The organism is Neorhizobium sp. DAR64862/K0K3, assembly GCF_050500185.1.
GTDB classification, from domain to species: domain Bacteria; phylum Pseudomonadota; class Alphaproteobacteria; order Rhizobiales; family Rhizobiaceae; genus Neorhizobium; species Neorhizobium soli.
In genome coordinates this window covers 747,276-766,473 of sequence record NZ_CP191449.1, presented here as the reverse complement: position 1 = coordinate 766,473, position 19,198 = coordinate 747,276, and the positions used below count along the sequence as shown (strand labels likewise).

At 61.2% G+C, this 19,198-nt stretch carries 20 protein-coding genes and 1 pseudogene; 16 read left to right on the top strand and 5 right to left on the bottom strand.

Annotated elements, in window-relative coordinates; all coding sequences use genetic code 11:
* Positions 1 to 51 precede the first annotated feature (51 nt).
* The 4 genes from ACQY1L_RS03865 to ACQY1L_RS03850 all read left to right on the top strand — a co-directional run bounded on the left by ACQY1L_RS03865 (position 52) and on the right by ACQY1L_RS03850 (position 3,015).
* Entirely contained in the window at positions 52 to 333 is a 282-nt protein-coding gene (locus tag ACQY1L_RS03865) for a hypothetical protein (RefSeq protein WP_062455296.1), read from the top strand.
* 316 nt (positions 334 to 649) lie between these two features.
* The gene (locus ACQY1L_RS03860) at positions 650 to 2,011 is read left to right on the top strand and encodes an enoyl ACP reductase FabMG family protein (RefSeq protein WP_430261960.1); all 1,362 of its coding nucleotides are present in this window, start codon (positions 650 to 652) and stop codon (positions 2,009 to 2,011) included.
* Positions 2,012 to 2,210: 199 nt separating this feature from the next.
* Complete coding sequence (locus ACQY1L_RS03855) at positions 2,211 to 2,636, top strand: group II truncated hemoglobin (RefSeq protein ID WP_244476126.1); 426 nt, start codon at positions 2,211 to 2,213, stop codon at positions 2,634 to 2,636.
* A 55-nt stretch (positions 2,637 to 2,691) separates the two neighbouring features.
* The gene (locus ACQY1L_RS03850) at positions 2,692 to 3,015 is read left to right on the top strand and encodes a DUF423 domain-containing protein (RefSeq protein ID WP_092661042.1); all 324 of its coding nucleotides are present in this window, start codon (positions 2,692 to 2,694) and stop codon (positions 3,013 to 3,015) included.
* On the opposite strand, the gene ACQY1L_RS03845 is transcribed toward ACQY1L_RS03850, so the two are convergent.
* Both ACQY1L_RS03845 and ACQY1L_RS03840 read right to left on the bottom strand, forming a co-directional pair.
* Positions 3,012 to 3,209 (bottom strand): hypothetical protein, encoded by a 198-nt coding sequence (locus tag ACQY1L_RS03845; protein ID WP_430242865.1) that lies wholly within the window; start codon positions 3,207 to 3,209, stop codon positions 3,012 to 3,014. The two genes, ACQY1L_RS03850 and ACQY1L_RS03845, sit on opposite strands and share 4 nt — an antisense overlap.
* Positions 3,187 to 3,510: pseudogene (locus ACQY1L_RS03840) on the bottom strand (DUF2325 domain-containing protein); the annotation flags it as partial. The gene ACQY1L_RS03845 and the pseudogene ACQY1L_RS03840, both read right to left, overlap by 23 nt.
* A gap of 624 nt (positions 3,511 to 4,134) precedes the next feature.
* On the opposite strand from ACQY1L_RS03840, the gene ACQY1L_RS03835 reads away from it, so the two are divergent.
* Positions 4,135 to 6,030: a methyl-accepting chemotaxis protein gene (locus ACQY1L_RS03835; RefSeq protein WP_244474102.1), complete on the top strand. Its 1,896-nt coding sequence runs from the start codon at positions 4,135 to 4,137 to the stop codon at positions 6,028 to 6,030.
* Between the two features lie 96 nt (positions 6,031 to 6,126).
* On the opposite strand, the gene ACQY1L_RS03830 is transcribed toward ACQY1L_RS03835, so the two are convergent.
* Positions 6,127 to 6,324 carry a DUF2735 domain-containing protein gene (locus ACQY1L_RS03830; RefSeq protein ID WP_062455286.1) on the bottom strand — a complete coding sequence of 66 codons (198 nt, stop codon included), beginning with the start codon at positions 6,322 to 6,324 and terminating at the stop codon, positions 6,127 to 6,129.
* A 429-nt stretch (positions 6,325 to 6,753) separates the two neighbouring features.
* Between ACQY1L_RS03830 and ACQY1L_RS03825 the strand changes: the two genes are divergently transcribed.
* Positions 6,754 to 7,788 (top strand): glutamine synthetase beta-grasp domain-containing protein, encoded by a 1,035-nt coding sequence (locus ACQY1L_RS03825; RefSeq protein WP_113110826.1) that lies wholly within the window; start codon positions 6,754 to 6,756, stop codon positions 7,786 to 7,788.
* Positions 7,789 to 8,450: 662 nt separating this feature from the next.
* Here the strand turns inward: ACQY1L_RS03825 and ACQY1L_RS03820 are convergent.
* Positions 8,451 to 9,086: a TetR family transcriptional regulator C-terminal domain-containing protein gene (locus ACQY1L_RS03820; protein ID WP_092660175.1), complete on the bottom strand. Its 636-nt coding sequence runs from the start codon at positions 9,084 to 9,086 to the stop codon at positions 8,451 to 8,453.
* A 254-nt stretch (positions 9,087 to 9,340) separates the two neighbouring features.
* Here ACQY1L_RS03820 and ACQY1L_RS03815 point away from each other — a divergent pair, with 254 nt between their 5' ends.
* The 4 genes from ACQY1L_RS03815 (at position 9,341) to hydA (ending at position 12,843) form a co-directional block, all read left to right on the top strand.
* The gene (locus ACQY1L_RS03815) at positions 9,341 to 10,594 is read left to right on the top strand and encodes a Zn-dependent hydrolase (protein ID WP_430243808.1); all 1,254 of its coding nucleotides are present in this window, start codon (positions 9,341 to 9,343) and stop codon (positions 10,592 to 10,594) included.
* A gap of 208 nt (positions 10,595 to 10,802) precedes the next feature.
* Positions 10,803 to 11,015 (top strand): antitoxin MazE-like protein, encoded by a 213-nt coding sequence (locus ACQY1L_RS03810; protein WP_184653757.1) that lies wholly within the window; start codon positions 10,803 to 10,805, stop codon positions 11,013 to 11,015.
* Positions 11,012 to 11,392: a type II toxin-antitoxin system PemK/MazF family toxin gene (locus ACQY1L_RS03805; protein WP_192086177.1), complete on the top strand. Its 381-nt coding sequence runs from the start codon at positions 11,012 to 11,014 to the stop codon at positions 11,390 to 11,392. Before ACQY1L_RS03810 ends, ACQY1L_RS03805 begins: the two co-directional genes overlap by 4 nt.
* A complete protein-coding gene (hydA, locus tag ACQY1L_RS03800; RefSeq protein ID WP_430242858.1) occupies positions 11,389 to 12,843 on the top strand; it encodes a dihydropyrimidinase in 1,455 nt (484 codons plus the stop codon). The genes ACQY1L_RS03805 and hydA overlap by 4 nt, the downstream gene beginning before the upstream one ends.
* Positions 12,844 to 12,887: 44 nt before the next feature.
* Here hydA and ACQY1L_RS03795 read toward each other — a convergent pair whose 3' ends face one another.
* Positions 12,888 to 13,298 carry a cupin domain-containing protein gene (locus ACQY1L_RS03795; RefSeq protein WP_113165702.1) on the bottom strand — a complete coding sequence of 137 codons (411 nt, stop codon included), beginning with the start codon at positions 13,296 to 13,298 and terminating at the stop codon, positions 12,888 to 12,890.
* A 126-nt stretch (positions 13,299 to 13,424) separates the two neighbouring features.
* On the opposite strand from ACQY1L_RS03795, the gene ACQY1L_RS03790 reads away from it, so the two are divergent.
* The 6 genes from ACQY1L_RS03790 (at position 13,425) to ACQY1L_RS03765 (ending at position 19,193) form a co-directional block, all read left to right on the top strand.
* Positions 13,425 to 14,207, top strand: coding sequence for an ABC transporter ATP-binding protein (locus ACQY1L_RS03790; RefSeq protein WP_430242856.1), 783 nt, complete (start codon positions 13,425 to 13,427; stop codon positions 14,205 to 14,207).
* Between the two features lie 75 nt (positions 14,208 to 14,282).
* Entirely contained in the window at positions 14,283 to 14,618 is a 336-nt protein-coding gene (locus tag ACQY1L_RS03785) for a hypothetical protein (RefSeq protein ID WP_430242854.1), read from the top strand.
* Positions 14,618 to 15,505: an ABC transporter permease gene (locus ACQY1L_RS03780; protein WP_430242852.1), complete on the top strand. Its 888-nt coding sequence runs from the start codon at positions 14,618 to 14,620 to the stop codon at positions 15,503 to 15,505. The genes ACQY1L_RS03785 and ACQY1L_RS03780 overlap by 1 nt, the downstream gene beginning before the upstream one ends.
* A complete protein-coding gene (locus ACQY1L_RS03775) occupies positions 15,502 to 16,644 on the top strand; it encodes an ABC transporter permease (RefSeq protein ID WP_430242849.1) in 1,143 nt (380 codons plus the stop codon). The genes ACQY1L_RS03780 and ACQY1L_RS03775 overlap by 4 nt, the downstream gene beginning before the upstream one ends.
* Positions 16,645 to 16,698: 54 nt before the next feature.
* Entirely contained in the window at positions 16,699 to 17,664 is a 966-nt protein-coding gene (locus ACQY1L_RS03770) for an ABC transporter substrate-binding protein (RefSeq protein WP_430242846.1), read from the top strand.
* A gap of 284 nt (positions 17,665 to 17,948) precedes the next feature.
* Positions 17,949 to 19,193, top strand: coding sequence for an efflux RND transporter periplasmic adaptor subunit (locus ACQY1L_RS03765; protein ID WP_430242844.1), 1,245 nt, complete (start codon positions 17,949 to 17,951; stop codon positions 19,191 to 19,193).
* Positions 19,194 to 19,198: the final 5 nt, after the last annotated feature.

Below are 19,198 nucleotides of genomic sequence, written 5' to 3'. Positions count from 1 at the left end.
GTTCACCCTACCTTAGGCGCCTAGGCCATGAATTGAAGGAGACGATGACAGATGAGCGCCGAATTCGGTCCGTACGTGCAGATGGGTAAGCTTGCTCAGGTGATGGCCCACCAGTACCAGAAGGACACCAACCTCGCTTTGGCGCCCCTGCTGTCGCATTACATGGACGAGGTCGAGGTCAACGTGGCCGCCGACAGTTTCAACCACTCCGGTTTCATGAACAATATCCGCGGGCCGCTCAAGGTCACGGCTGACGCAACGACGGACGAGCGGCGCAAGGCGTTCCTGCAGGCCGTCGTGGATGCGCTCCAAGAGCGCATGCAGCGCGTATAGGCCCTGCCGCAGCAGGATTATTCCAAGATTGAGCTCATAAAATCTGATGCAACGCGCCTTGTCGCGCACGTGCCGGCGTTGCGCTATGCACAGCGCGGATGATCGTTGAAGACGGACGGGCTGCCGTCCCGACACGGTTTCGGCACGGCTGTTAGGCGGACGATCGGCCTTAACAACCGCCCTGATCACCGCGCCAGTTCACGAATCGACATACTTGGACACGCAAAATGAGTTCCCATTTCCCGTTTTTATGGTGCACTAGGTCTCAAAGATATTCGAGGGATCGATTCCGGTCCTTTTTGAGAGAGTTTGCGCCATGGAAAATCCGATCCCCCTGAAACGCATTTCCCAAAATGTCGTCTTTCGCAAAGGTGACGTGTTTGTTCTGTTCGGCGAGCTGTTCGGGCGCGGTTACGCGACCGGGCTGATCGAAGAGGCCAAGCGTGCGGGCATGAAGATCGTCGGCATCACCGTCGGGCGCCGCGACGAGAACAACACGCTGCGTCCGCTGACCGATGACGAACTGCAGGCTGCGGAAACGCAGCTCGGCGGCAAGATCATCAACGTTCCGCTGATGGCGGGCTTTGATCTCAACTCACCGGCCGGCACGCCGACCCCGACCGATCTTCTGGCCGATATGACGCTCGAAAGCTGGCAGACCGACAAACTGGACTGGGATCACATCGAGGCATGCCGCACAGTCGGCGTGGAGCGCTTCCGGGATTCGCTGACGAAAGTCATGGCGATCCTCGAAGACATGATCCCGGCCGGCAAGAATGTCTTCTTTGCTCATACGATGGCGGGTGGCATCCCCAAGGCGAAGGCTTTCCTCGTCATTGCCAACCGCATCTACAAGGGCCGCGGCGCCCGCCACATGTCCTCGCAGACACTGCTCGACAGCGACATGGGCAAGCTGATCCTTGCAAACTTCGACGAGGTTTCCGCCAACACCTATCACCACCTGATCGATCTCAGCACCGCCATCCGCACGCGGATCGAAGCAGCGGGCAACCAGGTGCGCTACACGGCCTATGGATATCACGGCACCGGCATCCTGATCGGCGACGAATATCGCTGGCAGACCTACACCAACTACACGCAGGGCTATGCCAAGATGCGCCTTGAGGATGTAGCGCGCAAGGCTTGGGCCGATGGCATCAAGGCGACCGTCTACAACTGCCCGGAAATCCGGACCAACTCTTCCGACGTGTTTGCCGGTATCGAACTGCCGCTCATCCCTCTCCTTCTCGCATTGAAGAAGGAAGGCGGCGGCGCCTGGGCTGAAGAACTGTGGCAGGCCTGCCAGGAGCGCCTGGCAGACGGCTACACGGTTGAAGACACGCTGCAGAAGATCATCGATCTTCAGGCAGACGAAGTCATGCAGCCCTTCTACGATTTCAAGCGTTGGCCGATGCCAAACAGCCAGGGCCAGTCCGATCTCACCATCGGCACCTCGGCCGAGATCACGCAGATGCACAAGGACAGCAAGGTTCTGATCAGCGATCTGCTGAGCACGCTGGTCGTTGAGGCAACCGGACAGCTGATCTTTGCGGAAACCTCGAACCCGACCGGTCCTGTCGTGTGGCTCAACCACGACATCGTCGCCCGCAAGCTCAATTCGACCCATGAGTCGAATGCGGATGCAGGCGTGACCGAAAAGGTCAGAATGCTCGCCTGAAAAAGGCCGCTGCACTCCATCGTGCCCGCCGAACCCGCGTCGGCGGCACCATTGATGCAGAGATACTCCCTGACAGTCGCCCGGCATCGCGCTGCGCCTCAGGCCCTATTCCGGGTCTTGCCCTGGCGGTTGCTCCGGCCTACCAAGCCTTGAACGATCAACCACCCTTGATCCGTCTAAGACGCCGGATGGGTGAGGCATGGAAACCGTGATGGCAGACGAGGACAGGCAGACCACATCCGGCGAAACGATTACTCTTTACGAGGCGATCGGGGGTGATGCGACGGTTCGGGCCCTTGCGGCGCGCTTCTACACCCTGATGGATACGCTGCCGGAAGCTGCCCGCTGCCGAGCCGTTCATCCGCAAAGTCTGACGGGAAGTGAAGCGAAGTTCTATGACTACCTGACCGGCTATCTCGGCGGCCCGCCCGTCTATGTGGAAAAACACGGGCACCCTCGCCTTCGCTCGCGCCATTTCGGCGCTGAGATCGGACCGGTGGAGCGCGACGAATGGTTGCTGTGCTTCCGCCGCGCCATGGACGAGACGATCGCAAGCCCGGCCCTGCGCGACATCATCTGGCCGCCGATCGAGCGGCTGGCTCATCACATGCAAAACAGGGAATAGAGCCTTGGCGAGACTCGATAAACTGCGGCCGTTCATTCTCTTTGCGAGCGGTCTGATGGGCGCCTGCGGCGTAGGCCTTGCGGCTGCCGCAAGTCATGGCGGCGATACGCTTTTGCTCGGGTCTGCCTCGATGATGTGCCTGGCGCACGCGCCGGTGCTGCTCGCTGTTTATCTCGGACATCAGCAGATCCGCACAGCGACGCTGGCCGGTCTCATTCTGGGCCTTGGGACGATCGTGTTTGCGGGTGATCTGGTGGCGCGTCATTATCTCGGAAGCCGACTTTTTCCGTTTGCCGCGCCGCTCGGCGGCAATCTTATGATTCTCGGCTGGCTCGCAATCGCGATCGGAGCGTTTTTGCGCGCCGAGGCCCGGCGCTAGAACGTCCGGGTTTTGCTCGAAGGTATCGATCTCGGCAAAGCCGTATCCTGCGAGCGGTCCATCGCGAGCCGGTAAAGCTCGGTCACCATGCAGTCGCCGCTCTGTTCGGCGAGCTTGTGCAGGACCGCCATCGCGTCGAGATCGCGCCCCTCGCGATCGAGAATAGGCTGATCAGGATAACCTGTTTTCATCATTGCGATCCTTGATGGTCTGCAGCGCCCGCTCAAGGCTTGACTTCGACCCGTTGCGCAAGGGGATGAAGGTGACGCCGAACTTCTTGCATCCGGTCTTTACCCGCAGACACGCATCGTGGCTGATACAGTCGATCGGGCAGAACACGCAGTCAACCGAGGGAAGCACCGTATCGATGCGGGAAACCGCCTCGCGCAACCCACCGTCGTGATGGATCAGTTCCGCGCCGTGGCGGGTGGCGATGGCGCGCAGATGGGCCACCTGGCAGTCCCGGCCGCCGACATAGAGAAAGCTGCGGATGTCGACCACTTCCCCGCCGATCCCGGAGGCGCCATTGGCAGCGCTGCGGTTCGAGGATGCCGCAGCATCGGATGCGGCATTGCCGCCACTCGTGTTTTTCCGCTTCTGTTTCTTCGCCATGATGCTCTCCGTATTGGCCCGGAATAATTCGGGGCAAACCCCGTCGTTGGCGCACCATATGAAACTTGAATTTGAGAGTAAAGATTAAAGTCGACTCTTTCACTCATATTAATTGAGGGACACAGCCCGCGTCGTTTTCGACCCACACGCGCGCCGAATGGCAGTTTTTCTGCTCAGTAGCGTATGGCAGCAGACCGTGGTTTTTCGGGGCATCGATAGGCAAGGCCGACGTGGGCTTACAGCTCGATCAACGAAGCCTCGGGATTCACAGCAGTTTTAGCGTACCCTATACTGAGCATTTGCTCAAAACCGAGAATAAATTCAGACCCTGGCGTGTACTGTCAGTTTTCGCCCAAGTCCGGACAAATATTCGCCCGCTATTTTAACCAGCGATTAGCGCAATTACGGCAATAGGTTAGGTGGGCGTCCTCGCGCATGCCGAGAATTGGCGGGTTGGGATGTATTGTTGGGCAAGTTGAAGTGGTGTGCACTATGGCAATTCGGGATATGGCTATTTCGAAGAAACTCGGCCTCGTTACCGTCGTAATGGGCCTTTCTTCTCTTATTATTGCAGGCGTTGCGGGAAGCGGGCTCTATGGGCTGCAAAAGGCAATCATTTCAGTCGGCGCGCGTGAAGAAGTCGCTCGTGAAGCGATGGATCTGCGGGTCGACATTATCGCAATTAGCCGCATGACCTATCAGTTGGCCGCGGCGCCGGACAAAGCCAAGGATTTCCGCATCGACGCCGAAAAGCGCGCCGGCGAAATGCTGGCCCGCCTGCCGAAGATCGAAGCAACCGCAGACGCTGCCGAACAGGATCAGCTGAAGACGGTGAGAGCCGCCCTCGACAGCTATTTCGTCTCGATCCGCAGCATGGTGGACACCGCCGAAAAGAATGCAGCCGACACCGCCGCCATCTCGGCTGCGCTGAAAAAGGCGCTGGATGGTCAGAAGGTCGTCACCGACTCCGTCAAGGTCTACAGCACCTATTCGGGCAAGGAACTGGCTGTGGCCCGCGAAGAAGCCGTTGCGTCCTCGACCACCGCCATGCTGGTTTCGGCGCTGTCGGCCCTCGCCTTCATCATCATCGGCGCCACGATCAGCACGATCGTCGCACGCCGTGGCATCGTTCGCCCCATCCGCGAGCTGACCGAAGCCATGACCCGCCTTGCCAAGGGCGATATGAACATCGATGGCGTCGACGCAAGCCGCGGCGACGAAATCGGCGCGATGGCCCGCGCCGTCGAGGTATTCCATACCAACGCTGTCGCCATGACCGACCTCAAGGCACAGGAAGCAGCCCTTCACGAGCGTTCCAGCGACCTGCAGACGTCGATTTCGAAAGTTGTCGCATCTGCTGTCGCCGGCGATTTTTCCGGCCGCATCCGCAAGGACTACCAGAACGAAGACCTCAACCGCTTTGCATCGGGCGTCAACCAGCTGGTGGAAAGCGTCGACAATGCCGTCACGGAAGTTCGCCGCGTCATCGCAGCGCTTGCCGATGCCGACCTGACCCAGAGCATGAACGGCCAGTTCCAGGGTGCATTTGCCGAGCTTCAGACCAACGTCAACTCGACGATGGACCGGCTGAGCGCCACCATGAGCAACGTGCGCGGCGCAGCCGGCACGATCAACGACAATTCCGCCGAACTGTCTTCGGCGGCAAACGACCTCTCCAAGCGGACCGAGCAGCAGGCTGCAGCGCTTGAAGAAACGGCAGCCGCCCTCGACGAGATCACCACGACGGTGCGTGCCGCCTCTGCCCGCGCCACCGAAGCCCGCGACATGGTCTATGAGACCAAGCAGAGTGCGGCAAAGTCGGGCGAAATTGTTCGCAGCGCCGTCACCGCCATGAGCCGCATTGAAGACAGCTCGACGAAGATCAGCCAGATCATCGGCGTCATCGACGAGATTGCCTTCCAGACCAACCTGTTGGCGCTGAACGCCGGCGTCGAAGCCGCCCGTGCTGGCGAAGCCGGTCGCGGCTTTGCCGTCGTCGCTCAGGAAGTGCGTGAGCTCGCCCAGCGCTCCGCCAATGCGGCAAAGGAAATCAAGACGCTGATCAGCGCCTCGGCTTCCGAAGTCGCAGGCGGCGTTTCGCTGGTGCGCTCGACCGGTACAGCACTTGTCGAGATCGAAAGCCTGGTCAACAAGGTCAACGAACATGTGGAATCCATCGCCACGGCTGCCCGCGAGCAGTCGACGGCGCTGGCCGAGATCAACTCCTCGGTCAACCACATGGACCAGATGACCCAGAAGAACGCCGCGATGGTGGAAGAAACGACCGCTGCAAGCGAGACGCTTGCAGCCGAAAGCCGCCAGCTTCAGGCGCTTCTCTCCAACTTCAAGCTGGAAGGTGGCAGCGATCTCGGCGGCATGGCACGCCGGATGCGCGCGGCCTGATAAAAGCCTGGACAATCAGACCGTAAAATCCCGGGGGCAGCGATGCTCTCGGGATTTTTCAATTCGAATCGGCCATCCGGCGATGGCCCGCAACGCTCAGCAGGGTTTCGGCCCCTGTTCCGGCTTGGTGTCGACCAGCGCACTGCTCACTGCTTCTTCATGATACCAGCAGTGGTCCTGCACCGCGACCGGGTAGGTCCCGACCGGCACCGTGGCGCCGTTCTCGAGACGGATCCGTGGCGTCAATGGAAATTGCAGGATCTGCGCTGTCTCACGATGGATGCCAATAACCATCCTATCGCCTCCTCCTCAATGCGCACTCAAACGCATACCAACCAGAGATATGCACATTTTTTGTGCTTTCTGCACTATTTTACATCATTTGCCTGTTCGGCGCTAGGCACGAATGAAAGCAAACGAGCTCAGGGCGATATAGTTTCGTCGGCGGAACTCAGACGCTAAGCATAATTCCTTGTTTCACGACCCCCGGTGGGTACGCGAAAAATCGATTGATTTTCAAACGGGCTGGGATGATGGCGTTACAGTCGTCACCCGCAGACATGTAAACCCGGCCAATCCTACGACTTTTTTATCGGGATTTTTGGGCGACGACAAAAACTGGCACGGTATGTGCGTTCTATGTCTCATGCCCGGGATGCCGCGCTTTCGCGTCGCAGTCTCTGGATGGCTCAACCATGAACACCACGGCCTGAGAGATAAAATATGACCAAGTTTAAGCTCGAGTACATCTGGCTCGACGGTTACACCCCCGTCCCGAACCTGCGTGGCAAGACGCAGATCAAGGAATTCGACACCTTCCCGACGCTGGAACAGCTGCCGCTGTGGGGCTTCGACGGTTCGTCGACCAATCAGGCCGAAGGCCGTTCGTCCGACTGCGTGCTGAAGCCGGTCGCCATCTATCCGGATCCGGCCCGCACCAACGGTGCGCTGGTCATGTGCGAAGTGATGATGCCCGATGGCGTTACCCCGCACGCGTCCAACAGCCGCGCAACCATCCTCGATGACGAAGATGCATGGTTCGGTTTCGAACAGGAATACTTCTTCTACGAAGACGGCCGTCCGCTCGGCTTCCCGGAACAGGGCTACCCCGCTCCGCAGGGTCCGTACTACACGGGCGTCGGCTACAAGAACGTCGGTTCGGTTGCCCGCGAAATCGTTGAAGAGCATCTCGACCAGTGCCTCGCAGCCGGCATCAACCACGAAGGCATCAATGCCGAAGTGGCCAAGGGCCAGTGGGAATTCCAGATTTTCGGTAAGGGCTCCAAGCGCGCCGCCGACCAGATCTGGATGGCCCGCTACCTGCTTCTGCGTCTGACGGAACAGTACGGCATCGACATCGAGTTCCATTGCAAGCCGCTCGGCGACACCGACTGGAACGGCTCCGGCATGCACTGCAACTTCTCGACCAAGTACATGCGCGAAGTGGGCGGCAAGGAGTATTTCGAGGCGCTGATGGCGCAGTTCGACAAGAACCTGCAGGACCATATCGACGTCTACGGCCCCGACAACCACCTGCGTCTGACTGGCAAGCACGAAACCGCGCCGTGGAACAAGTTCTCCTACGGCGTTGCCGACCGTGGCGCATCGATCCGCGTGCCGCATTCCTTCGTCAACAACGGCTACAAGGGCTACCTCGAAGACCGCCGTCCGAACAGCCAGGGCGACCCCTACGCGATCGCCTCGCAGGTTCTGAAGACGATTTCGGAAGTGCCGCTCGCGAAGTCGGCTGCCGCCTAAGACAAAGCGTCCTCCCAAGGACAACGAAGACGCCGGCCTCGCGCCGGCGTTTTTTTGTTTCGGGGGTTCTGAGAGTAAGGCTCTCCCCGCACGACCAACCGAGTTCGGCCCTCTCCGCCCTCAGGGCTCACCCCTATCCGCCCTCATCCCCCTGGCCGCCCTCACACCCCTCTCCGCACCCTGACCCCTCTCCGCATCCTCATCCCTGTGCTCGTCACAGGGATCCAGCAGCGTCGCGTCCGCGGCGCGGAAGGGTCTTCTCAGCCCAAGGACTTGGGCTGACTGGATTCCTGTGACAAGCACAGGAATGAGGGAGAGAGGGAGGGCCGCTCGCAACGACGGTTAGCACGGCTGTCGCCGCTGCGGCTCTTTGTATCGTTCTTCTGTACGCCAGGCGCCAATCCCCACTGCCACCCGGGCTAGAGCTCTCCGGTCTCTGGGCTCATCCCTCTCCACCCTCATCCCTGTGCTCGTCACAGGGATCCAGCAGCGTCGCGTCTGCGGCGCGGGAAGGCTCTCCTTAGCCCAAGGACTTGGGATGCCTGGATTCCTGTGACAGGCACAGGAATGAGGGAGTGTATGAGGGACGCCTCGCGAAAACGGCTGCCGCCGGAGATGCAACATCGGCTGCCGCCTAAGACGCAAAGCCCTCCAGGAAGCCCTCAAACCTTCAGCCCCTCCAGAAACAGCCCCTCCAGAAACCGTGCCGCGTCCTCGAAACGGCCCTCGCCGTCCTGGTCCCGGCCGAGGACGGCGCGGACTTGGACGTCGAAATCGGCGTAGTGCTGCGTGGTGGACCAGATCGAGAAGATCAGGTGATAGGGGTCGCAGGTGCGGATTTTGCCGGCTTTTGACCAGGCGCGGATGACGCGGGCCTTTTCATCGACCAGGTCTTTCAGCGGGCCCTTCAGTTCGTCCTCGATATGCGGAGCGCCCTGCAGGATCTCGTTGGCGAAAAGCCGGCTTTCGCGGGGGAAATCCCGTGCCATTTCGAGCTTGCGGCGGATGTAGGAGCGGATTTCCGATGCCGGATTTCCTGTGGCGTCGAAAGCGCGGAGCGGCTCCAGCCAGGTGGAGAGCACACGGTCGATCAGCTGGCGATGGATCGCTTCCTTGGTGCGGAAATAATAGAGCAGGTTCGGCTTCGACATGCCGGCCGCCTCGGCGATCTGGTCGATCGTCGTGCCGCGGAAACCGCTGACCGAAAACACCTCAAGTGCGGCCTCGAGAATGACCTCTTCCTTCTCCTCCTGGATGCGGGTGCGCCGCTGCGTTTTCGCCGCTCGTGGAATGGCCATCCGTGTCCTGCCTTGCCTTCCCAAACGCTGATCCAGGCTCGTGTCACAAGGCCCATTTTCAAGGCATCTGGCGCGAAAATAGGCGAGTATTTTTCGTGATTTACGGCTTGAGTGGCGGTCGGGAAATTGTATGTTTTACCAGTCGGTCAAATTATCGATCACAGACAAAACAAACGCAATGCCGATGTTTCAGATCTGGCCAAACGTGGGTCGGGAACGCGGCTCTTGCAGGCATAACGGGTAAGGACAAGATGATGGCGGCAGCACCGGGCGAGAACATGCGTGTGAACGGCGACCGGCTGTGGGACATGCTGGAGGAGATGGCAAAGATCGGCCCCGGCATTGCCGGCGGCAACAACCGCCAGACCTTGACCGACGAGGACGGCGAAGGCCGCCACCTGTTCAAGCGCTGGTGCGAAGACGCCGGCATGACAGTCGGCACCGACAAGATGGGCACGATGTTTGCGACCCGCGCCGGAACCGATCCGGATGCGCTGCCGGTCTATATCGGCTCCCACCTCGATACCCAGCCCACCGGCGGCAAATATGACGGTGTGCTCGGCGTGCTGGCGGGGCTCGAAGTCGTGCGCTCGATGAACGATCTCGGGGTGAAGACGAAGCATCCTGTCGTCGTCACCAACTGGGCGAACGAGGAAGGTGCGCGGTTTGCGCCGGCCATGCTCGCTTCCGGTGTGTTTGCCGGTGTTCATTCGCTCGACTACGCCTATAGCCGCAAGGATCCGGACGGCAAGACGTATGGCGAAGAGCTGAAGCGGATCGGCTGGCTGGGCGACGAAGAGGTCGGCGCCCGCAAGATGCATGCTTATTTCGAATATCATATCGAGCAGGGCCCGATCCTCGAAGCCGAGCAAAAGCAGATCGGCGTCGTTACCCATTGCCAGGGCCTGTGGTGGCTGGAATTCACGCTGACCGGCAAGGAAGCGCATACCGGCTCGACGCCGATGGACCGCCGCTGCAATGCGGGGCTCGCGTTCGGCCGCATTCTGGAACTGGTGCAGGACGTGGCGATGGCGGAGCAGCCGGGCGCTGTCGCCGGCGTCGGCCAGGCATTCTTCTCGCCCAATTCCCGAAACGTGCTGCCCGGCAAGGTGGCCTTCACCGTCGACATGCGCACGGCGACGCAGGAAAAGCTCGACCGCATGCGGGCGAAGATCGAGGCGGGCGCAATCGAGATCTGCGAAGCGCTCGGTGTCGGCTGCGCCGTTGAAGCCGTCGGTCATTTCGATCCTGTCACCTTCGATCCGGTTCTGGTCGGCCGGGTGCGCGATGCCGCGGTCAAGCTCGGCTACAGCCATCTGGACATCATTTCCGGCGCCGGCCACGATGCCTGCTGGGCATCCAGACTGGCACCCTCGACGATGATCTTTTGCCCCTGCGTCGACGGCGTCTCGCACAACGAGGCCGAGGAGATCTCCAAGGACTGGGCCGCCGCCGGCTGCGACGTGCTGCTGCATGCGGTGCTGGAAACGGCGGAGATTGTGGCGTGAGGAGATCCGAGCTACACTCGACGCCGGCAACAAAAGCGGAGCCAGCCGCATGTCACCCGCACCGGAAATTCTTGTTTTCAAGCATCGCCGCGCCGTCAGCGCGACGGGCAAACGCGCGTGCGACGAGGTTCGAGCCATCGCATTGAGCTCGACCCGGAAAACTCGTCCATAGCGCGGCATCGCGCCATCAGTGACAGGAGGCAATGACATGGGCAGGCCACGCGAAGTCTCTGAAGAAGAACGCGCCGAGCTGATCCGCAAGGGCTACCGGCCGATCGAGGTTTGGGTGCCGGATCTCGACAATGAGACCGTCCGCGAGCAGCTACAGGAAGAGGCCCGGAAGATCGCCGAAGCGGACAAGGCCGAAGGGGTCATGGACTGGCTCGATGCTGTCGGCCCCACGAATTGGGATAAGCCGTGAAGCTCAAGCGTGGAGATATCGTTATCGCGGTTTTCCCCGGTGAGCTTGGAAAGCCAAGACCTGCCGTCATCCTCCAGCACGACGACCTCAATGAAATCCTCACGACGATCCTGGCATGCCCGATGACGACCCATGTCATCGAGACCCCCTGGCTTCGCCCGATCATCGTGCCCACCATCGACAATGGCTTGCAGGAACTGTCCCAGATCATGTCGGAGAAGATCTCACCTTTGCGCAGGGAGGTCATCCGGCAGCGGATCGGCCGATTAGACGAAGACGATCTGAACCGGCTGGAAATCGCGTTGCTGCACATTATCGGGCTGACGCACAAGATGCAGTTGCAGGCCCAGACATCAGAACAAGGGAGCGAGCCATGACCACCATCATCAAGAACGGCACTGTCGTGACAGCCGACCTCACCTACAAGGCGGATGTGAAGATCGAGGGTGGTCGTATCGTCGAGATCGGGCCGGATCTCCGGGGCGAGGAAGTCCTGGATGCGTCCGGCGCTTACGTCATGCCGGGCGGGATCGATCCGCATGTGCATCTGGAAATGCCCTTCATGGGCACCTATTCAGCCGACGATTTCGATAGCGGGACGCGGGCGGCGCTTTCGGGCGGCACCACGATGGTGGTCGATTTCTGCCTGCCGGAGCCGGGTCAGTCGCTGCTTGATGCGCTGAAGCGCTGGGACAACAAGGCGACACGCGCCCATTGCGACTATTCCTTCCACATGGCGATCACCTGGTGGGGCGAGCAGGTGTTCGACGAGATGAAGGCGGTGGTGCGCAACCATGGCATCAACACGTTCAAGCACTTCATGGCCTACAAGGGCGCGCTGATGGTCAATGACGACGAGATGTTCGCCTCGTTCTCGCGCTGCGCCGAGCTTGGCGCCCTGCCCCTCGTGCATGCGGAAAACGGCGATATCGTCGCGGCCATGCAGCAGAAACTGATGGACGCGGGCAATGACGGGCCCGAGGCGCATGCCTATTCGCGCCCCGTTTCCGTCGAGGGCGAAGCGACCAACCGTGCCATCATCATCGCCGATACCGCCGGCGTGCCGCTCTATGTGGTGCATACCTCCTGCGAACAGGCGCATGAGGCGATCAGGCGCGCGCGCCAGTCGGGCATGCGGGTCTATGGCGAGCCGCTGATCCAGCATCTGACGCTAGACGAAAGCGAATACGCCCATCCGGACTGGGATCATTCCGCCCGACGGGTGATGTCACCGCCGTTCCGCGACAAGCGCCATCAGGATTCGCTATGGGCGGGCCTGGCGTCCGGTTCGCTGCAGGTGGTAGCGACCGACCACTGCGCCTTCACGACGGAACAGAAACGCACCGGGCGCGGCGACTTTCGCAAGATCCCGAACGGCACCGGCGGCCTTGAAGACCGCCTTCCGATGCTCTGGACCCACGGCGTCGAGTCCGGCCGCATCACCATGAACGAATTCGTGGCGGTCACCTCCACCAACATCGCCAAGATCTTGAACATCTACCCGAAAAAGGGCGCGATCCTTGTTGGAGCCGACGCGGATATCGTGGTGCTGGACCCGAAGGCATCAAAGACGATCTCCGCCGCAACCCAGCAATCGGCGATCGATTACAACGTGTTCGAAGGCAAGCATGTGACCGGGCTGCCGCGCTTCACGCTGTCGCGCGGCAATGTCGCCTATGCCAATGGCGAGATCCGCACGAAGCCGGGCGACGGCAAGTTCGTTTCCCGCCCGCCGTTCCCAGCCGTCAGCAAGGCGCTGTCGGCCTGGAAGGAGATCACCGCGCCGCGCAAGGTGGAACGCTCCGGCATCCCGGCATCAGGCGTATGAGCGGTTTGATGACAGCGATACCCGATGAGGCGGAGGCCCGTGGCTCAGTCCACCAGCGCGTCCAGTTCCGGCAGCAGGACCACGCTTTCCTGCTCGTTGGGATCCGTGCGCGCGATGATCGCGGTGCAGGGCGTGCCCGACCGGTTGGCCGGCAGATGCGGAACGCCGGCCGGGATGTACATCAGCTCGCCCGCATGCAGCACGACGTGGTTCTCCAGCCGGTCGCCGTACCAGGTGTCGGCGGAGCCGGAGAGCATGTAGATCGCGGTCTCGTGGGTTTCGTGCAGATGCGCCTTGGCTTTTGCCCCCGGCGGAATGGTCAGAAGATGCATGCAGATGCCCTTCGAGCCGACCGTTTCGGCGGAAATGCCCTGAACATAGGTGAGACCCTGCTTGCCGTCATAGGCGGCGTCGGGCCTGACGATACGGCAGGTCGGTCTTGATGACGTGTCCATTGAAATTCCCCCTCTCCAGCAGAGCCGCGGCAGCCTCCATGGCGCCGACGGCCGGATGTGCAGCTCCATGATACCAGAAAACCCGGCCCTTCAAACGATCAGCCACGCTTACGACGGAGTGCGCCCATGACCTACTCCGTCGTCTCTGCGCGAAAGCTCGGTCTGACATTCGAGACCGGCGACGGGCCGGTTCATGCGCTGTCTGATGTCGATCTCGACGTGAAGAAGGGCGATTTTGTTTCCTTCATCGGCCCTTCCGGCTGCGGCAAGACGACGTTTTTGCGGGTGATCGCGGATCTTGAGCGCGCAACCTCGGGCGAAATCCTCGTCAATGGCATGACGCCTGAGGAGGCGCGCAAGAGCCGCTCCTATGGCTATGTCTTCCAGGCCCCCGCCCTCTATCCCTGGCGGACGATCGAACACAACATCGGCCTTCCGCTTGAAATCATGGGCTACTCGACGGCAGAACGCGCGAGCCGCATCGAGCGGACGCTCGATCTCGTCAATCTCTCAGGCTTCGGCAAGAAATATCCATGGCAGCTTTCCGGCGGCATGCAGCAGCGCGCCTCGATCGCCCGCGCGCTCGCCTTCGATGCCGATCTCCTTCTGATGGACGAACCCTTCGGCGCGCTGGACGAGATCGTCCGCGACCATCTGAACGAGCAACTCCTGAAACTCTGGGAGCGGACGCAAAAGACCATCTGCTTCGTCACCCATTCGATCCCCGAGGCGGTCTATCTCTCCACCAAGATCGTGGTGATGTCGCCGCGACCCGGGCGGGTGACCGACGTGATCACCTCGACCCTGCCGAAGGAACGCCCGCTGGATATCCGCGAGACGCCGGAATTCCTGGCGATCGCTCACCGGGTCCGCGAAGGTCTACGCGCAGGGCACAGCTATGAGGAATAGGGATTTGAACTCATCTCTCACGCTGAAGGCTCGGTCTCTTCCGGCGGCAAAAGGCGTTCATTGGGAGATCTCCCCATGAACGCTGCCTTCCTGCTCTGGCTGTGCGGCGCCATGGCGACATTTCTTGCCGCAGCGACCGCCTCACGCGCCTATATCGCCTCCAGCAACATCCTCCTTCTCCTGCTATCGCTGGTGCTCTACTGCGTCGGCAACCTGATGATGGTGAAGCTGATGCGCGAGGGCGGGCTGGGGCTCGCCATTTCCGTTTCGGCGATCGCGCAGCTGCTTCTCATCAACGTCATCGCCTTTGCCGTTTTCGGCGAGAAACTGACGCCGCAGCAGCTGGCCGGCGTCGGGCTCGGGGTCGCTGCCATGGTTCTGATGCTGGTTCCGATGGGGGCGCAGGGCTGATGCACAAGGAAACCCTCTTCCGTCACCGCATTCTCCCCGTCGCAACCGTCGTCCTTGTCATCGTCGCGATCTGGTATGTCGGCGCGTATTTTATGAACGCGCCATTCCAGCGCGATCTCGACCGGCGCGCCAGTGTGACCTCGACGCCGATGGAATTCCTCGGCAAGACGATGTCGCAGCCGAAGCCGATCCTGCCGGCGCCGCACCAGGTGGCGTCGAATGTTTTCGAGAACACGTTTCTGCGCAAGCTCAACTCCAACCGCAGCCTCGTCTATCACGCCTGGGTCACCCTCTCCTCGACGCTTGCGGGCTTCGGGTTCGGCACGCTTCTCGGCATCCTGATCGCGGTCGGCATCGTCCACGTGCGCGCGCTCGACCGCAGCCTAATGCCGTGGATCATCGCGTCGCAGACCGTGCCGATCCTTGCCGTCGCGCCGATGGTGATCGTCACGCTCGGCGCGATCGGGATTTCCGGTCTGGTGCCCAAGGCAGTGATCTCAACCTACCTCTCGTTCTTCCCCGTCGCAGTCGGTATGGTGAAGGGCCTGCGCTCGCCGGAACTGATCCAGCTCGATCTGATGCGCACCTATCATGCCAGCGCCGCACAGACTTTCTGGAAGCTGCGTGTCCCCGCCTCGGTGCCGTTCCTGTTTACCTCGATGAAGGTGGCGATTGCCGCAAGCTTGGTCGGTGCCATCGTTGGCGAGCTGCCGACCGGTGCTGTCGCCGGCATCGGCTCGAAGCTTCTCGCCGGCGCCTATTACAGCCAGACGATCGATATCTGGGCGGCGCTGGTTGCGGGCTCGGTGCTGGCATCGCTTCTGGTCGCAGTCGTCGGGATCGCCGGAAAGATCGTCAACCGCAACATGGGAGGAAAGCCGACATGAGCGCGCTGATGCGAACCTCCCTCCTCACGTCATGGCAGGGCTGGCTGTCCCTGGCGCTGTCGCTCGCCGCACTTGCGACCCTTCCGCTCCTCGATCCCGATGCGGTGGCGCGTTTTGCACCGATGGCACTATTTGCGATCTTCGCTCTGTCGATTGCAGGCGCGGTCGTTTCGTTTCTGCCGCTCCCGCCCCTGTTTCTCGCGGCAGCGATCTTCGTCTTCTGCCACCTGTCGACCAGCATCCTGATTTCAGGCCTTTCCGGAAACGAGGGCAAGGCGGCAACCGCGTTCTTCCTGATGATCGCCGCCAACTGGCTGCTGGCATGGCGCTGCGTCAGCCTCCTGTCAGAGATCCGGACCCGTTCCAGGTTTGCGGATGGGCTTCTGGGTCTTGCGATCCCGGCGATCTTCGGCGCGTGGCTGCTGATCCTGTGGGAAGCGCTCACCTGCGGCTTCGGCGTGCCCTTCATCCTCCTGCCGCCGCCCTCCTCGATCGGGCTGCGGATTGCCGCCTCGCTGTCCATCCTTTGGGCGGACGTGCAGCAGACGATCTTCAAGGCGGTGCTGGCGGGCTACATCCTCGGCTGCAGCGCGGGCTTCGTGGTGGCGATCCTTGCCGATCGCTTCGCCTTCCTGCGCGCGGGACTGATGCCGATCGGCAATCTGATGTCGGCGCTCCCGATCATCGGCGTCGCGCCGGTCATGGTCATGTGGTTCGGTTTCGATTGGCAGTCGAAGGCGGCCGTCGTCACGATCATGACCTTCTTCCCGATGCTGGTGAACACGGTGGCCGGGCTCTCGGCCTCCGGATCGATGGAGCGCGACCTGATGCGCTCCTATGCGTCGGATTACCGGCAGACACTGATGAAGCTCAGGCTTCCGGCCGCCATGCCGTTCATCTTCAATGCGCTGAAGATCAATTCCACCCTGGCGCTGATCGGTGCCATCGTTGCGGAATTCTTCGGCACGCCGATCGTCGGCATGGGCTTTCGCATCTCCACCGAGATCGGCCGCATGAATGTCGACATGGTCTGGGCGGAAATCGCGGTTGCGGCGCTCGCCGGATCGCTCTTTTATGGCGTCGTCGCCCTTGCCGAGAGAGCAACGACATTCTGGCATCCGTCTAACCGTGGGGGTTAGTCGCTGACGATCCGCATCCCGAAAACGGGGCGGCAACAAAAGAGGGAAACGACGATGAAAAAGATGATCATGGCACTGATGGCGGGGGCGTTCTCGCTCGCTGCATCCAATGCATTCGCCGCCGACAAGCTGACGCTGCAGCTGAAATGGGTCGCCCAGGGCCAGTTTGGCGGTTATTTCGTGGCCAAGGACAAGGGCTTCTACGAGGAGGAAGGCCTTGACGTGACGATCAAGCCGGGTGGTCCCGATATCGCTCCGGAACAGGTGATCGCCGGCGGCGGCGCCGACGTGATCGTCGACTGGATGGGCGGCGCGCTGGTTGCCCGCGAAAAGGGCGTACCGCTGACCAACATCGCCCAGCCTTTCGCCAAGTCCGGTCTCGAGCTGATTTGCCCGAAGGACGGCCCGGTCAAGACGGAAGCCGATTTCAAGGGCAAGACGCTCGGCGTCTGGTTCTTCGGCAACGAGTATCCGTTCTTTGCCTGGATGAACAAGATCGGCTTGAAGACCGAGGGCGGTACGGATGGCGTGACGGTTCTGAAGCAGAGCTTCGACGTCCAGCCGCTGATCCAGAAGCAGGCGGACTGCATCTCCGTCATGACCTATAACGAATACTGGCAGGCGATCGACGCCGGCTTCAAGGCCGAAGATCTGGTCGTCTTCAACTATACCAAGCTCGGCAACGACCTTCTGGAAGACGGGATCTACGCTCTCGACACAAAGCTGGCCGATCCGAAGTTCAAGGAGAACATGGTCAAGTTCGTGCGCGCTTCGATGAAGGGCTGGAAATACGCGATCGAGAACCCGGAAGAAGCAGCAGAGATCGTCATGGACAATGGCGGCCAAGACGAGAACCACCAGAAGCGCATGATGGGCGAAGTGGCAAAGCTGATCGGCGACGGCAAGCTGGACATGGCGACCTACGAGCGCACGGTAAAGGCGCTGCTCGACCAGAAGATCATCACCAAGCAGCCGGATGGTGGCTACACGACCGATGTAACGACCGCCGCTCTTAAATAAGCAGGCCCTGATCGAGCCGATCTAACCTGCCGAAAACAGTGTATGCCCGGCGCGCTGCCGGGCATATTTTATGGGGCGGTAACCATCACTGATCTTGGTCTTGGCATTTCCGCGAGCAGATTGATTTGCGGCGACGGAAGCCGTAAAAACACGGGACATGAATTTGTCGGATGACGGACTTGTGGCGGCTTCGGGTCGTCACCACCTCATCAGGTACTGCGCAGGGAGGGGCGCGGATCCCGGACAGCGAAATAAAGACCCTCTGGTGCATCGGAAGTCGTCGCATGTTTCGCATTTCGTCCAAGCTCGCGTTGTTGGCGGCGTCCCTCGCCCCTGCCCTGATCACGCTCCTCGCCTTTCCGGCATTGGCGCAGCAAGCACAGCCGACCGCACCGCAGAAGAACCTTCCGTCGATCATCGTGACCGAGGCCAAAACCCGCCCCATGACCGATCGGGTCATCGCGACCGGTACGATCCGCCCGATCGAGGAAATCTACATCCAGCCTCTGGTCGACGGTCTCTCTATCCGCAGCGTCGATGCCGATGTCGGCGACGAGGTGAAGCAGGACGCGGTTCTCGCAACCCTCAACGACGACTCGCTCATTCTGCAAAAAAGCCAGCTTGAGGCAAACAGGGCCAAAGCCGAGGCCGGCGTCGCGCAATACAAGGCGCAGGTGATCGAGGCCGAAGCCAATCTGGCCGACGCCATCCGCCAGCGCGACCGCACCAGAAAACTCGGACAAAACGGCACCAGCAGCCAGAGCCAGGTCGAACAGACGCAGGCTCAGGTTGAAGTCGCCGAAGCACGGCTGAACGCGGCGAAACAGGCCGTTTCCGTCGGTGAGGCCGACGTCAAGGTCGTCGATGCGCAGATCAAGGACGTCGACCTCAACCTTGCCCGCACCGGCGTCAAAAGCCCGGTTGATGGCGTCGTCACGGCCAAGAATGCGCGGATCGGCGCGATTGCCGCCGGCGCCGGCGAACCGCTCTTCACCATCATCAAGGACGGCGCGATCGAACTCGTGGCCGATCTTTCGGAAACAGACATCCAGAAGGTCAAGCTCGGCCAGAAGGCGATCATCACCATTGCCGGCGGCACACGCAAGATCGAAGGCAAGGTGCGGATCGTTTCGCCCTCCGTCGATGCGACCACCCGCCTCGGCGCCGTGCATATCGTCGTGGATGACGAAAGTGGTGCCCGATCGGGCATGTATGGCAGTGCGGAGATCGTCATCACCGAAACGACGGCGCTGGCCCTGCCGCTCTCGGCCGTGACCACGGCGCCGTCGGGCTCGGTCACCCGCAAGGTGGACGGCGACACGGTCAAGCAGGTCAAGATAGAGACCGGCATCCAGGATGGCGGCTTTATCCAGATCGTCAGTGGCATTGCCGAGGGCGACCGGGTCGTCGCCAAGGCCGGCGCCTTCGTGCGCGACGGCGACAAGATCAACCAGGTCCTGCCGGGCTCAAAGGCTGGCGCCGACAAGGCCGAAGCTGACCGGGCCCCGCCCGCCGCTGTTTCGAATTGAGGACG